Source organism: Paenibacillus sp. N3.4 (assembly GCF_008017805.1).
In the GTDB taxonomy this organism is placed as follows: Bacteria; Bacillota; Bacilli; order Paenibacillales; family NBRC-103111; genus Paenibacillus_E.
The window spans coordinates 24,615-40,045 of the sequence record NZ_VRTT01000035.1; the positions used below are offsets into that span (position 1 = coordinate 24,615).

General features: G+C 43.0%; 11 protein-coding genes and 1 pseudogene. 11 read left to right on the forward strand and 1 reads right to left on the reverse strand.

Features of this window, described 5'->3' with window-relative positions; translation table 11 throughout:
- Positions 1 to 68: 68 nt before the first annotated feature.
- Positions 69 to 929 (forward strand): arylamine N-acetyltransferase family protein, encoded by an 861-nt coding sequence (locus tag FU659_RS18335; RefSeq protein ID WP_147948904.1) that lies wholly within the window; start codon positions 69 to 71, stop codon positions 927 to 929.
- Between the two features lie 161 nt (positions 930 to 1,090).
- Here FU659_RS18335 and FU659_RS18340 read toward each other — a convergent pair whose 3' ends face one another.
- A complete protein-coding gene (locus tag FU659_RS18340; RefSeq protein ID WP_147948905.1) occupies positions 1,091 to 2,059 on the reverse strand; it encodes a quinone oxidoreductase family protein in 969 nt (322 codons plus the stop codon).
- A 216-nt stretch (positions 2,060 to 2,275) separates the two neighbouring features.
- Between FU659_RS18340 and FU659_RS18345 the strand changes: the two are divergent.
- The 10 genes and pseudogenes from FU659_RS18345 (at position 2,276) to FU659_RS18390 (ending at position 15,342) form a co-directional block, all read left to right on the forward strand.
- A pseudogene (locus FU659_RS18345) lies at positions 2,276 to 3,369 on the forward strand (bifunctional transcriptional activator/DNA repair enzyme AdaA).
- On the forward strand, positions 3,332 to 4,141 hold the full coding sequence (locus FU659_RS18350; RefSeq protein WP_147948906.1) for an isocitrate lyase/PEP mutase family protein: 810 nt from the start codon (positions 3,332 to 3,334) through the stop codon (positions 4,139 to 4,141). Before FU659_RS18345 ends, FU659_RS18350 begins: the two are co-directional and overlap by 38 nt.
- A gap of 131 nt (positions 4,142 to 4,272) precedes the next feature.
- Positions 4,273 to 4,977 carry a purine-nucleoside phosphorylase gene (deoD, locus tag FU659_RS18355; RefSeq protein WP_147948907.1) on the forward strand — a complete coding sequence of 235 codons (705 nt, stop codon included), beginning with the start codon at positions 4,273 to 4,275 and terminating at the stop codon, positions 4,975 to 4,977.
- 316 nt (positions 4,978 to 5,293) lie between these two features.
- A complete protein-coding gene (locus tag FU659_RS18360) occupies positions 5,294 to 7,087 on the forward strand; it encodes a sensor histidine kinase (protein WP_187274232.1) in 1,794 nt (597 codons plus the stop codon).
- Entirely contained in the window at positions 7,080 to 8,669 is a 1,590-nt protein-coding gene (locus FU659_RS18365; RefSeq protein ID WP_147948909.1) for a response regulator transcription factor, read from the forward strand. The genes FU659_RS18360 and FU659_RS18365 overlap by 8 nt, the downstream gene beginning before the upstream one ends.
- Before the next feature lie 130 nt (positions 8,670 to 8,799).
- The gene (locus tag FU659_RS18370) at positions 8,800 to 10,140 is read left to right on the forward strand and encodes an ABC transporter substrate-binding protein (protein WP_147948910.1); all 1,341 of its coding nucleotides are present in this window, start codon (positions 8,800 to 8,802) and stop codon (positions 10,138 to 10,140) included.
- A gap of 77 nt (positions 10,141 to 10,217) precedes the next feature.
- Positions 10,218 to 11,093, forward strand: a complete 876-nt coding sequence (locus FU659_RS18375) for a carbohydrate ABC transporter permease (RefSeq protein ID WP_147948911.1) — start codon at positions 10,218 to 10,220, stop codon at positions 11,091 to 11,093.
- 267 nt (positions 11,094 to 11,360) lie between these two features.
- Positions 11,361 to 11,960, forward strand: coding sequence for a carbohydrate ABC transporter permease (locus FU659_RS18380; protein WP_261807899.1), 600 nt, complete (start codon positions 11,361 to 11,363; stop codon positions 11,958 to 11,960).
- Between the two features lie 49 nt (positions 11,961 to 12,009).
- Positions 12,010 to 14,340 (forward strand): glycoside hydrolase family 95 protein, encoded by a 2,331-nt coding sequence (locus tag FU659_RS18385; RefSeq protein WP_147948913.1) that lies wholly within the window; start codon positions 12,010 to 12,012, stop codon positions 14,338 to 14,340.
- 93 nt (positions 14,341 to 14,433) lie between these two features.
- Positions 14,434 to 15,342 (forward strand): SGNH/GDSL hydrolase family protein, encoded by a 909-nt coding sequence (locus FU659_RS18390; RefSeq protein WP_147948914.1) that lies wholly within the window; start codon positions 14,434 to 14,436, stop codon positions 15,340 to 15,342.
- Positions 15,343 to 15,431 lie beyond the last annotated feature (89 nt).

Here is a 15,431-nt window from a genome sequence, read left to right on the forward strand (position 1 = left end):
ACAATGATCATACGGAGCCGGAAGAAATGCACTCCGAGAGCGATTTCCTGAAAATTAGAGGTGAAAGTATGTATATCATGACAAGTGAGGAAATTAAAGCTTATTTACGCAGAATCGGTATCGCAGAAATACAGCCCCCTACCAGGCCCTATTTATTTGAATTGCATAAGGCTCATGTAAAAAAACTTTCATGGCAAACCGTTGATATTTTTGCAGGGGCGCCAGCAGGTATAGATTTCAGAGAATCCGTTCAACTCATTTTAAACCGTAGAAGTGGTTATTGTTTTCACCTGAATGGCGCCTTTAGCGTACTTCTCCGATCATTAGGCTATAAGGTCTCTTTGCATCGGGCTGGCGTTCAACCATTAGGAGCCGAACCTCGTATAAATTCATTTCACCTTGGGCTAACTGTCAGCTTAATGAATGAACACGATGAGGAAGAATTATGGATTGTTGATGTTGGGCTGGGGGATATGCCCTATGAGCCTCTTCCGCTTCATCCCGGCACTTATCATCAAGAGCCCTTAAGTTATAAAGTCGTAGAGTCTGGTGTGATTTCAAAAGGTTGGCGATTAGAGCATGATCCTCTAGCTTCATTTGTTGGCGTAGATTTTGACCCTGCTGTTGTTAGTGACCTTGAAGAATTTAAGCCAAAGCATGAGTATTATAGCCGCGCAGCGGATTCCCCTTGGTTCAATGTGTTTCTTATTCGACAAAGGCATGAGACAGGAAGTAATGAGCTCAGAGGTTGCATGTGGAATAAGCGGGAGAGTAACGGTCTGAAGAAGACAGAGATAACTACAAAATCCCAATGGCTTGAAGTTCTGGGAGATGTATTTGGAGAGCAGCTCGTTAACTATAGCAATCAAGAACGGGACGAGTTATGGAAAAGAGTGCAGATTGCTCATGAAGAGTGGAAAGCTCAATAAAATGGGCCCAGCCAAATAACTACTCAGATCATTGATAAATACCCCTAACGCGGTTGCTCAAAGATGAGTGGCCGCTTAGGGGTAGGTTATCTTCAATAACTACCGAAGCTCATTTCATGTGTGACGACCATCCTGATGATACCTTCCTATACACCCTAATTTCAGGGAATTAATAAGATTTTACCCGTACTCGTTCTGCTCTCCAAAAGTCGATGTGCCTCCGCACCCTCTTGAAGCGAGAAGCGCTTCGGTTGTTCGATCTGCAGAAAGCCCTGTCTTATCGCTTCAAAAAGATTTTCGGCCCGTTCAATCCGATCGTTCCGTGTTACCAGATGGTTCCATAGATCGCCACCAGTCAACGTTTTTGAGGTGTCCATAAGCATGCGAGGGTCTATGTGCGGCGGATTTCCGCCTGCCATACCGTAGAATACAACCGTTCCCTTGATTCTCGTAGCTGTGAAGCTATCTAACAATGTCGAACCCACAGAATCGTAGGCTGCGTTCACCCCTTTATTCCCTTTTGACCACTGAGCCACCTCATTCACCCAATCGCTGTCGTATAGCAAAACCTCGTCTGCACCCGCCTTGCGCGCAGCTTCCTGCTTCGCGATGGAAGAGGTCAAACCGATGACTCTAGCCCCTTTCATTTTGCACATCTGTGTCAAAAGCTGTCCGACACCGCCTGCTGCCGCGTGAATTAATATATCGTCTCCCCGTCGAACGGAATAGCTATCATTAACTAAATAATGTGCAGTCAATCCCTGCAGCAGTAAAGAAGATGATTGCTCGAAGGTTATATCCTCTGGTAAAGGGATAATGTGATCGACACTTGCCGTAACCAACTCCGCATTTGCGTACGGAACGTCGGTAAAAGCGACTCGATCCCCCACTTTAATCGTATCCACATCCGCTGCGATTTGCTCAACAACACCGGCACCCTCGTAACCTAAAATGTAAGGTGCCTTGCCGGCCAAATGGTAATCCCCTCGTCTGCGGTAGATATCCGCAAAATTTAATCCAATCGCTTTCATCTTGATTAGAACCGTTCCCGATTCCAATATAGGGTCCAGGATGTCTACATAACGGAGCACCTCGGGCCCGCCAAATCGTTCAAAAATTAAAGCTTTCATAGGCTCTCCTCCACAATCGTATCTCCTATTATCTTTCCCTTTCTTTCATCCACCAATAAGATGCGTGACCTATTATTTACAGATAACATCGACAGTATTTCAATTCACGGGTGTACTCCTTATAGAGAACACCAAAATAGATGCCTGATTTTCGGCTACATCCAATAACAAAAGTGGCTATACTAACAATATAACTCAAGGTCAAGGGGTGCAAGTATGATACTTGGCGAACGTAAAGAAGAATTCTATAAGGCGTTAGTAGAAAAAAGAACGGAATATGAAGGGGTATTTTATGTAGGCGTCAAAACAACCGGCGTATTTTGCCGTCCGACGTGTCCGGCGCGTAAGCCAAAGTATGAAAACTGCGAGTTTTACGAAACAGCGCAGCAGGCACTTTTGGCTTCCTTTCGACCCTGTCAACGATGCCGTCCGTTATCCCATCCAAATCATGTATCGGAGCTTGTCCGTCTGCTTGTTGAAGCCGTTGAACATAACCCGGAAAAAAGATGGAAAGAACAAGATTTTAAAAATCTCTCCGTTGATGAATCAACCGCACGCCGTCAATTCAAAAAGCGATTCGGTATGACTTTGTTGAATACGCCCGGGCGCGCCGCATGGGATTGGCTTTGAAGAACATTAGAGCTGGGGGAAAGATTATTGATACTCAACTAGCAACCGGCTATGAATCCAGCAGCGGGTTTAGAGACGCGTTTTCTCGCATCATGGGGGCACCCCCTACTTTGTTAGAAAATAGCCATGTTCTAAAAGCAACTTGGATAGATACGCGACTGGGGCCCATGATTGCCATTGGCGATGAGGACATGCTTTATCTTTTAGAATTTGTTGATCGTCGAGGTCTTGAGCGTGAAGTGGAACGACTTAGAAAAAGGACGAAATCCGCCATTATCCCTGGTCTGACAGAGCCAATTCGATCGATTGAAAAGGAGCTCATTCATTATTTCGATGGTCAACTGACCCAATTTCAAACACCCCTCTTTTTATTAGGATCAGATTTTCAGAAAAGCGTTTGGGAACAATTAATGAACATACCATCCGGTGAAACCCGTTCTTATTCCGATATAGCCATTTCACTCGGTAAACCAACCGCCTTTCGCGCTGTAGCTCAGGCCAATGGCGCAAATCAATTGGCCATTGTGATTCCCTGTCACCGAGTCATTAATTCGGATGGCCAATTGGGCGGCTACGGCGGTGGCTTAGCACGTAAGGAATGGCTGTTACACCATGAAAAACAAGGAGAAGGAGATTCTTACTATGATCACTCAACTAGAACAAGCTCAACATCTTCATGATTTGCATAAAAAGGGCGACCCATTAATTCTCATTAATGTATGGGATGCTGGAAGCGCTCAAGCCGTTCAAGAGATCGGAGCAAAAGTCATTGCTACGGGAAGTTGGTCGGTGGCAGCCGCCCATGGATATGAGGATGGGGAAAAACTACCGTTTGATTTAGTTCTCGCGAATCTTAAACGAATTAGTGAGGGCGTTAAACTTCCAGTGACTATTGATATGGAAGGCGGTTATGGGCAATACCCGGCTCAAGTCTTGGAGTCCGTTTTGAAAGTAATTGAAGCCGGAGCGGTTGGCATAAATATAGAGGACCAAACGAAGAATGGTGTCGGACTAAACACTATTGAAGATCAATGCATGCGTATTGCAGCGGCTCATAAAGCCGCGGAGCAGACAGCAATCCCCCTTTTCATTAATGTAAGAACGGATATTTTTCTTCAAATCGATCCAAATCACCATAATGATTCTCACGTAGAAAAGGCCCTTCAACGAGCCCATGCCTATGCCGCGGCTGGAGCAAACGGTTTTTTTGCCCCTGGTTTGAGTGAAGCGAAACACATCGAATCTTTGTGCAAGCTATCCCCGCTTCCTGTCAATATCATGATCACGCCTAGAACACCTGCACCTCGTCAACTTGCTGAATTAGGGGTAGCACGCATTAGCTATGGCCCTCATCCCTATCTACATTTGATGAGCACGTTAAAAGCAGTTAGTATTAAAGCCTTGGCTATGGATTTTGATGAAGCACTGGATCCAACACGATATTTTTTTTGATTTGGATATCAATGTTGGCCGTTACTATGCTAACAGTTATCCCTTTAACATCATGTGGATATATTTTGTGCTATGATTTTGGGGTAAACTGCTTGCTAATTGCACATAAGAACGATTGGGAGGGAATTCACATGAGTTTTCATATTGAAGCAAAAGCTGGGGAAATCGCAGAATCCGTCTTACTACCTGGGGATCCGTTACGTGCAAAGTATATTGCGGAGACCTTCCTCGAAGGTGCTGTCTGTTACAACAATGTTCGGGGCATGTTAGGTTATACAGGGACATATAAAGGAAACCGAGTGTCGATTCAAGGTACAGGAATGGGTATGCCTTCTGCATCGATTTACATCCATGAGTTGATCAACGATTATGGGGCCAAAAACCTCGTGCGAATCGGAACATGCGGTGCCATCCAACATGACGTAAAAATCCGCGATGTCATTATTGCACAAGCAGCGGCTACTGACTCTGCCATCATACGCAATCAATTTCCTGGATACGACTTTCCTCAGATTGGAAACTTCGATTTCATCAAAAAAGCTTATGAAATTGGAACAGAAAAGAATCTGAATCTTCACGTAGGAAATGTACTTTCATCTGATGTTTTTTACACAAATGATAAAGATACAGTGACAAAGCTTGGCCAACATGGCGTATTGGCCGTAGAAATGGAAACAGCAGCCCTTTATTATTTAACGATCAAATTCGGCGTAAAAGGCTTGAGTCTCCTAACGGTAAGTGATCATATTCTTACAGGTGAACAGACAACTGCGCAAGAAAGACAAACCACTTTCCACGACATGGTAGAAGTCGCTTTAGAAATTGTAGCCAAGTAAAGCTCGCTTACAGAACATACAGTAAGTAGTCCTGATGACGAAATCATGCACAGCATGGCTTCTACTCAATCACACCCTCGGAATTAAATAAGAAGCTAGGAGATCCACTAAGGATCACCTAGCTTCTTATTTAATTCCACCTTGTTTATTTCGAACCTAGGGTCACTTGATTGGCAACCGAGCAAGGAGTTTATTCTTGCCTGATGAGTGAGACACAAAACGACGGTTACGCTCACGACTTTCCCATAGTAGAATAATGATACGATACATATAAGATGTGATGAATTCATTCTCAATAAATAACAGGAGGAAATCAATGAGCTGGCCATGGAAATTATTGATATGGTTTCGTAACAACAGCATTAAGAGGAAAATCATGATTATTTTTATTCCATTTATATCCATACCCCTTTTTGTATTAGCCTTCGTTTCCAATTATGTGTCTACCGAATCTGTTATTCAAAAAACGTTTGAAAATGTGGCTGGTGAATCGCTGTTGATTGTAACTAGAATCCAGGAATCCATTCTTAATGCTGAGAATGCCGCAAACATATTGACACTGGATTTAAATAAAATTATTCCGGCCGGCCAAGATGAGTTCGCGAATAATAAGCTTACTCGGCAAATTCCGAATCAGTTCAGCTTAGATCTTCTCTTTTTTCCAGATATAGAAGCTGTAGCATTTTTGGATATGAATCAGCAACTCTATACGTCCAACAGTTCAATGGAGAAAGGTCTATACAAAGCTTACCAAAGCGATATCATCAAGGAAATCAGCACGACAAGTGGAGAAAATGTTTGGTTTACAATGGAATCCCGTGATTTTCTAACAACAGATACAGGCGGTCCTGTTTTAACATTGGGAAAGAAAATTCTTAGTATAGATAATGGCGACCAATTGGGAACGTTGATCTTAATTATTAAGGAAAGCTCTTTCTCAGCCATATATGAAAGCGTTGCACGAGAGGGAGAACGAAATTATATGATCGTTGACTCCACAGGACAAGTCATCTCTTCGCTGGTCAAAGAAAACTTATTGAATGTAACCTCCATTAGCTCAAAAACAAATGATTGGTTAAACAACAAACTAACGACTGACATCGTAACCGATGCAGGGAAGAAATATCTGGTCACGAGCACGTCTTTTGAAAAACTGAATTGGAGGCTTTTGAGTCAAATTCCGCTTGACGCTCTAACCAAAGACAATAGAAGAATCACTTGGATTATTGTCCTATTCGGTATACTCGGCATCGCATTTTCCTTTTTTGGTGCAGAAATGCTGTCGCGCGTCATTGCAAAGCCTCTAATCCACTTAACCAGAGTCATGCTGAATGTTAAACAAGGAAAATTAAACATTCACTTTGATTCTAATACCACCGATGAAGTTGGCTTTCTGACTTCGGGATTTAATAAAATGCTGGAACAAATACGTGAGTTAATTGAGCAGGTCGGCACGGAGCAGAAGCAAAAGCGACACTATGAACTTGCATTGATACAGTCGCAAATCAAACCTCATTTTTTATATAATACGTTGGATCTTGTCTATGTTCTTTGTGCCATGAATCGCATTCCAGAGGCGCAACAAGCGACTAAAGCATTGGCCGATTTTTACCGTATTGCGCTAAGCGGAGGCAAGGAGGTCATCTCAATTGTAGAAGAGTTCGATAATGTAACCGATTATTTGGCCATTCAAAAAATTCGTTATATCGACGTGTTTGATTTCTCGATCCATTTAAATGTACATATCCAGGATTATAAAATCCTTAAGTTAACGATCCAACCACTTGTAGAAAATGCGATTTATCATGGATTAAAACCGAAAGAAACGAAGGGGAAACTTGATATTAAGGGGGATTATCATGAGGGGGACATTTGGATTACCGTATCTGACAACGGAGTCGGCATATCACCGGAACGATGCCAAACCTTGCTAAAACCTCTGACAAGAGAGCAAAACAGTAAATCATTTGGGCTGCTGAGTGTCTCAGAACGAATTAAATTGTACTTTGGCAATGAATATGGGATTTCGATACACAGTGTGTTAGGGGAAGGAACGACCATTGCTGTTAAGCTCCCTGCACGTAAAAAGGAGGAAATGGATCATGTATAAAGTATTGATTGTTGACGATGAAATCTTGTTTCGTGAATACTTGCGAACCGTTCTGAACTGGGAATCCTTTGGGTTCGTTATTTGCGGGGAAGCAAAGAATGGGCAGGAGGCCTTGCTAAAAGCAAGCGAAACGCGTCCGGATTTAGCGCTGGTAGATATTAATATGCCGATCATGGATGGTATCGACCTTTCTACGGAACTCAAAGAAAAATATCCAAATATGGCTATCGTGATGGTAACGGGGTATAGCGAATTCGAATATGCACGGAGAGCACTGAAACTCGGTGTTGAAGATTATATCTTAAAGCCTTTTAACCCAGAGGAATTGTTCCTTACCTTAGTAAAAATCAAGAGTCAATTGCAAAAGCTAAGTGAAGATCGCAAAGTACACAAGGATCAATTGCACTGGCTGCGTGAACAGTTTTTAAACATGCTGATCAGTCAGGATTTGACTTTGAAAGATGATGAACTCGTTACCCAGTTTGAACGGTTCGGCATCTCTCCTTCATCCGATCCCTATGTAGTCATTACCATAGAAATCGACAATTTGTACCAAAAGTGGGATAGCAATCAAGAGATACAACTCTGGAAGTCTACGATTTCCAATATATTGAGTGAAATTTTGACTTGGAAAGGGCATAATCTTGTTTTTTTTGGTCCTGAGGATAGGATTATTTCAATCGCTCAAATTGATCTGGGAGAAACGTGTGCTTCAATGATGGAAACGGAAAGTTTAAAGCGATTATGCGATATGGTAAAAAGGCATTTTAAATTTACGGTCACAGTCGGTATTGGAAGATCGCATGATGGCTTTACCGGCATTCGTGAGTCCTATATGGAGGCTCTTACTGCCCTACAAAGCAAACTTACGGCCGGCAATGGTACGGTTATTGAATACCAAGATACGGATCTGACTAAGCAAGGTTTTTATTCAAGCGTAGTTAATGAGAAGATGATGCTGGCCTTGCGAATGAATGATCACGCAGAATTAAAGAAGCATCTGGATGATGTATTTCAATATATACGCGAGCAGCGATTAACGCCGGACATGACCTATGTGATTGTGATGGGCTTGGTTTCCCTATGTTTGTCCCACATTGTTGCTAATGGACAAGACATCGTATCCGTACTGGGAGCAGGTTTTGCGCCCTATCAGGAAATGAAGCGGCAAGAAAACTTGGAGAAGACGTATTCGTGGATCGAAGAGATCATGTCCAAAACGTTAAAATCGAATGAAGAGGGGAATCGAACTTCACGCTCAAAAAGAATATTTAACGAAGCCAAGCTGCTGATTGAGCAAAATTATCAGGACCCTAACTTAAGCATAGAAACAATCACGAGGTTAGTTTTCGTCAATGGAAGCTATTTACGAAAAATATTCAATAAAGAAGCTGAAATGTCCATATCTGATTATTTAACTCAGGTTCGTATGCACAAGGCGAAGGAACTGATCATTCAGAAAACGCACACCATTATGACCATATCCGAGAAGGTCGGTTATAATGATCCAGGTTACTTTAGTAAATGCTTTAAGAAATATTTTGGTCTATCGCCAAGTGAAGTTGATGTGATGAATGGATAATTGGAGCGTTTATTACAGGAAGAGAAGCGAATACTTCATTCATTAGCTAGTCGTACATCTCTATAATTAGGCTATGGTTAATGGATGAAGCCGAAACCATAACTTTCAATAGATGAAGGGGAGTCTAAAGATGAAAAAATGGATGAAAGTTAATAGTGTGGCACTTACGGCTGTCATGGCCGTTACATTGTCAGGCTGTGGGGCAGCCACGAAAGAAACGAATGTAAGCGCTTCGCCAACCACTAAGGCGACAACAGCCGAAACAACCAAGCCATCCGATAAACCATCGAATGAGATTGTGAAGCTGAGAATCTCAGCACAGCATTTTGATGACGATACCTCCAAACCTTATGACTACGCGGCTGCTGAGCTTAAGAAGGAAATGCCTAATGTGGAATTGTTATTAGAGCCGACCTTACAAGATGATAATCAAAAACTTAAAACACAAATGGCAACAGGTGATTTACCGGATATTGTCGATATGAACTGGAATTTGATCCAGATCGCTAATAAGTCAAATAACATCTTAGTGCTGGATAAAGAAGCGGAAACAGAGAAATTCAAAAAAGATCTGCTCAAAGGCAACGAACCCAAATTAATTGCACCTGATGGTCATGTATATGGGTACCCGTACGGTGGCATAGAATTTCAAATCATATATTATAACAAAAAAATATTTGCCGATGCAGGTGTAAAACTTCCCATCAAAACCGTTGATGAATTGAAGGAAGCTGCAAAAGTGTTTACCGCAAAAGGCATTACGCCAATGGCCATTTTCGGAAAAGAAAAATGGATCGGGAATGCTTTCCTAAGAGGATTTATGGTACGTGAAGATCCTAAGGGATTCGGCGTTCTGAATGAAGCGATGGAAGTTCCTGAAGCATTGAAACTGGCTGCGAAACAAGTATCCGAATTGCAAGCGGCTGGATTATTTGCCAAAAATGCGACGAATACAAATTACGATCAAGCTTCAGCATCCTTTTATCAAGGGAAAGCAGCCATGTTCGTTAACGGACAGTGGGAAATTTCCAGCTCACAAAAAAATCTGGGCGATAATGTAGATTGGATGTACTGGCCTGCTAAGGATGAGGCTACTTACGAAAAATCGAAGTTTATGATGGATGGGCAAGGAGATGCTACAGGCTTCGTCGTTTCAAGCAAAACGAAAGATAAAGCAACGGCCATTAAAGTAGCTGCGTTTATGGCTCGCAAGTACGCGGAATATAAATACACGATGGTAGGTAACCCTATTGTTTCTGTGAAGGTTGATAAACCTGTTCAAGTTGAAGTTCCTGCCATGCTGCAGCGCTTGTCTAAGGAAATCATACCGAATGTTACTGGATATGCAGCCGTACTGAGCAATACCAAAATTGGGTTGGCGCTAGACGACAACTCCCAGAACCTACTAGTGCCAGGATTCTCAGTTGATCAATTTGTGAGCAATATGAATAAAGCCTTGAAAGATAAATAAGAGATTCACTTTAATAAAGAGATCTCACATCGACCTACAAAGCGATGTGAGATTTTTCTCAGAATAGGAGCTTGGAGATGAGACAATATTTAGGCAACAAGACGGCTATTATTTTGTTTTTAGCGCCGGCGCTTCTTCTATACAGTGTGATTGTATTTTATCCCATACTTCAGACCTTTTATCGCAGTTTCTTTGAGTGGGACGGTGTCAGTGCCGGCACATTTATCGCTTTTAAAAATTTTATTGATCTGATGGAAGATCCATTACTCTTCACCTCACTCAAAAATGGCGGTATATTTGCTCTCGTTTTGATGGTATTTCAAATTGGTTTAGGTACGATTCTCGCACTTATTTGTGCAGATGCCACAGTAAAAGGTCGGAAGATTTTAAAAACCGCCTATTTTATCCCGGTTGTCTTGTCTGTCACTGTCGTGTGTCAGCTTTGGCTAGCGATATATGATCCCGAAAACGGATTAATTAACAAGATACTTCAAACGCTGGGTGTGTCCTATCAACAAGATTGGCTGAACTCTCCTACGAAATCGATCATTGCGATTGCATTTGTAAATGCTTGGCAATACATGGGATTTCAATTTAGTTTACTATACGCAGGTGTAAAGTCAGTTCCAGAGTCTTACATGGAAGCCGCACGTATAGATGGAGCAAGCAAATGGAAAGCACATTTGTTTATTACCATTCCACTCATGACAGAAACGTTCAAGTTTTGTTTGGTTGTTTGTTTAACAGCGGGAATTGGGGCTTTTGTACAAATGCTGATCATGACGAATGGCGGACCGGGTACGACGAACTATACGTTGACGTTCATGATTATGCGAAATGCGTTTGGCGCTAATCAATATGGTTATGCTTGTGCGATTTCCGTCTTGTTGATTGTGATAAGTTTAATTATCACCGTGGTTATTAACAAGTTTTTCAGCCGGGATAACAGTTAAATGAAAAGCAAAGCGGAGGGTTCATCAGCTATGACTATTATAAATAAATTGCCTAAAGTGTTGCTGCAATCATTTTTGTGGATATATTTTCTGATTTCTGTGTATCCCTTAGTTTGGATGGTTTTTTATTCTTTAAAAAACAATGACGAGATCTTTGTAACTAACCCTTTCGGCATACCGACACATTTTAGATTCGAAAATTACATTCACGCTTGGAATAAATTTAATTTGCTGAGGTACATCGGAAATAGTTTGTTTGTATCTACAATGACCACGATAGGTGTTGTCATATTTGCGGTTATGTTCGCTTATGCCATTGCGAGATTGCAATGGAAATTTAGAGAATTTGTAAGAACCTACATGATCATCGGGATGTTTATTCCTCTACAAGTGATCATGATACCTTTGGCTATTATGATGAAGAACCTTTATCTTACGAATACGTACGGGGCATTGATTATTCCTTATATTGCGATTGGACTCCCCTTTGCATCTTTGGTGTTTTATGGTTTTCTTCGCGGAATTCCCTTCGAAATGGAGGAATCGGCTTGCATGGACGGGGCATCCATTTATCGTGCTTTCTTTAAGATTATTCTCCCTATCATCACCCCGGCTATAGCAACCATTATTATTTTGCAATTTCTGGGAAGCTGGAATGAATTTTTACTGGCGTATACGTTGATTTCAAAAGAAGCCTTACGTACGCTGCCTATCGGCTTGGTGTATTTTCAGGGACAGTACGCAACGGATTGGGGCGGGATGGGCGCCGTCATGACGATCGCGAGTCTTCCTATGGTTGTCTTGTTTCTGTTTTTTAGTGAGCAAGTGGAACGGGCTATGACAGTGAATTCCGCAGTAAAAGGTTAGACCACATGAGGGTCAACACAAGAGAGATGAATGATAAGGATGGTGCATCATGAATGAAATGAAGCTTTGGTATCCTCGCCCTGCGCTGGAATGGTCACAAGGACTGCCCATAGGAAATGGCAGATTAGGATCTGTCATTTATGGAGGAATAGCCAGTGAAACATGGAGCATGACGGAATTAACCTTTTGGTCGGGAAAATCGGAGCCTATACCGAGTCATTCCAAGGGGAAAGATGACCTCGACCGCATGAGGCAGCATTTCTTTTCAGGAGACTACACCAAGGGGGAAGAGGTAGCTAAACAGATTTTACAGCCGGAGAAAATGAACTTCGGTACTAATTTGACGCTGTGTGATATCATCTGGCAGTTTGAGCATGAAGGAGAAGCGTTCACCCGTGAATTAAGTCTGGATCAGGCCATCGTCCGGGTTTCATACAAGGTCAATGGAAACACCTTTACAAGAGAAATATTTGCCTCCCATGCTGACGGCATCGTGGCAGCGAAATTATCGAGTACACAAGCAGGCGGAATCTCATTTTCACTTGGCATCGAAGGAAGAACAGACAACTTTACGTCTTGGCTTCCGGATGTAGGAACGCTTGCTTTCAAAGGGAAAGCGACGGAAACCATTCATAGTGATGGTCAGTGCGGCGTTTCCAGCCAAGGAATAGTGAAAGTGCTTGCCCAAGGTGGAACTGTTGATAACGATGCAGATCGCATTGTCGTCAAAGATGCAGATGAAGTCGTTGTCTACTTTGCTGCCCACACAGATTATGAAAAAAACGATGAGGAATGGATTCAGGCATCTGAACGGCAAGTGGCGCAAGCTATTGTCAAAGGATATGAGCAACTTAAAGAAGATCACATCATGGATTATCGGCGTTTATATACAAGAGTTGAGGCTGACTTTGGAGCTTCAGCCTATGATCACCTCCCAACCGATGAAAGAGTACAACTGCTCCTGAATGGAACAGAGAATGATCCGCAGTTGTTTGCTCTGTTTTTTCAATATGGCCGATATTTAATGATTTCAGGATCGCGGGCAGACTCCCCATTGCCTTTGAACTTGCAAGGGATATGGAATGATGGAGAAGCCAACCGTATGCAATGGAGCTGCGACTACCACCTAGACATCAATACGCAAATGAATTACTTTCCAACGGAAGTCAGCAATCTGGCTGAATGTCATCTGCCCTTGATGGATTATATCCAACGACTATCGCTTGCTGGGCAAACAACCGCCAAAGACTTTTACGGATGCGAGGGATGGGTTGCGCATGTATTTTCCAACGCTTGGGGATTTACAGCACCTGGCTGGGAAACCTCCTGGGGGCTGAATGTGTCAGGGGGCCTATGGATTGCTACTCATCTTCGTGAGCATTATGAGTTTAGTTTGAACAAGGAGTTTTTGGCAAAACGGGCCTATCCTATTTTGAAGGAAGCTGCCATATTCTTTCTGGATTACATGACCGTTCATCCGACCTATGGATGGTTGGTGACAGGTCCCTCGAATTCGCCTGAAAATAGCTTCTACGCGGATGCGCTCAGGGAAAATGAACATCAATTGTCGATGGGCTCGACGCTTGATCAGGTTTTAGTACGGGATTTGTTTGTGTTTTGTCTGGAGTCAGCCGAGCTGCTGGAAGTGGATGTGGAATGGCAGCAGAAGCTGAAGGAAGCTATAGCCTTACTGCCGCCTTTGCAAATTGGTCAAAAAGGGCAAATCCAGGAATGGCTTGAAGATTATGAAGAAGCTCAGCCAGACCATCGACACTTTTCCCATCTGTTCTGTTTGTATCCCAGCAATCAAGTGACGCCAGGGGGAACGCCGGAGCTCAGTGCTGCTGCAAGACGAACATTGGAGAACCGCAGGCAACGTGAAGATCTGGAGGATATTGAGTTTACAGCTGCCGGCTTTGCTGCGAACTTTGCCAGATTGATGGACGGCGAAACTGCATACAACCAGCTTTCTCATTTAATCGGCCAATTGTGCTTTGACAATTTACTAACGTATTCCAAAGCAGGGATCGCCGGTGCGGAGAAAAATATATGTGTTGTGGACGGCAATTTTGGCGGAACTGCAGCCATAGCAGAAATGCTGCTGCAAAGTCATGCAGGCGAAATCCATTTCCTCCCTGCGCTTCCCCAAAAATGGTCGACAGGTAAGGTCACGGGCCTGCGGGCGAAAGGAAATGCGGAAGTGGATTTGACCTGGAACAACGGAGAGTTAGTTGAAGCCAAGATTCAGGCGTTCTCAGCCAGAAGAACATTCCTTCGTCACGGGGATCGGAGAGTCCCGTTTGTTCTGGAACCTGGCTGTCTATATACGATAGACAAGATGTTGAATGTGACTACAACGCGTGACCGGCTCACGCTATAATCATTTCATATTACGAGTTCTCCTGTATGATTAGGGAGAGCTCGTTTCATTTGACTATTTGCCAAATATTCTATTGTGAAGGAGCAAAAAATAATGACCCTATTATCCGTAACGAAATCAGCGCTGCCGCTTGTCAAAAGAATTGTTTTTCTTGGAGACAGCATAACCGATGAAGGAACATTTATAGCCTATTTGGACGCTTATTTCAAACAGCATTTACCAGACGTTTACTTCACATTGATCAACCTTGGTGTAAGCAGTGAAACCGTCTCTGGATTAAGCGAGTCTGATCATCCTTTTCCACGACCTTGCCTACATGATCGACTAGCAAGGGCACTAGTGGAAAGTAAACCAGATTGGGTAGTCATGGGATATGGCATGAATGATGCCATCTATTCGCCATTTTCCGAAGCAAGATTCCAGGCTTATCAGCAAGGTATGCTGCAGGCCATTCAAGACATCCAACAAATGGGGGCTAAAGCGATCGTCATGACTCCGCCGCCATTTGATGTTAAATCGTTAAACGAAGCCGTTCCTTTACCTGATGGTCAAGAGGCTTATAGCTTCATGACGCCATATGCCCAATACAACGATGTGCTGAGACGGTATGCGGATTGGGTTTTATCCTTGAATACTGAGGCAGACGCGGTTGTTAACCTATATGACCCGCTTCTGCAGCATAGAGAACAGGAACGCAAGTTGGACGCAGACTTTCGTTCCGGCGATGGTGTCCATCCGAATGCAGCTGGACATTGGGTGATGGCTAAAACCTTGCTAAGCGAGTTATTTAATATCACCGTAGAACAAGAACCTGATTATGTGCAGCATCCTGAAGAATCGCAATATTTTCAACTCATCTGGCAACGACATCAATTATTAAGCTCAGCTTGGAAAGAACATGTAGGTCATACCAATATTCATAAAGTGGATGCTTTACCCTTGGAATTAGCTAAGATTCAAGGCGAAGATATGAACCGGCGTTTACGGATGATGGGGATGTAAAGGGAAAGCAGAAACGGGAGGGAGCCGTCGCAGCGTTTCAATCCCTCCGGCCGCACCACTGCGGCCATTCTCCTCCTTCTATTATATTG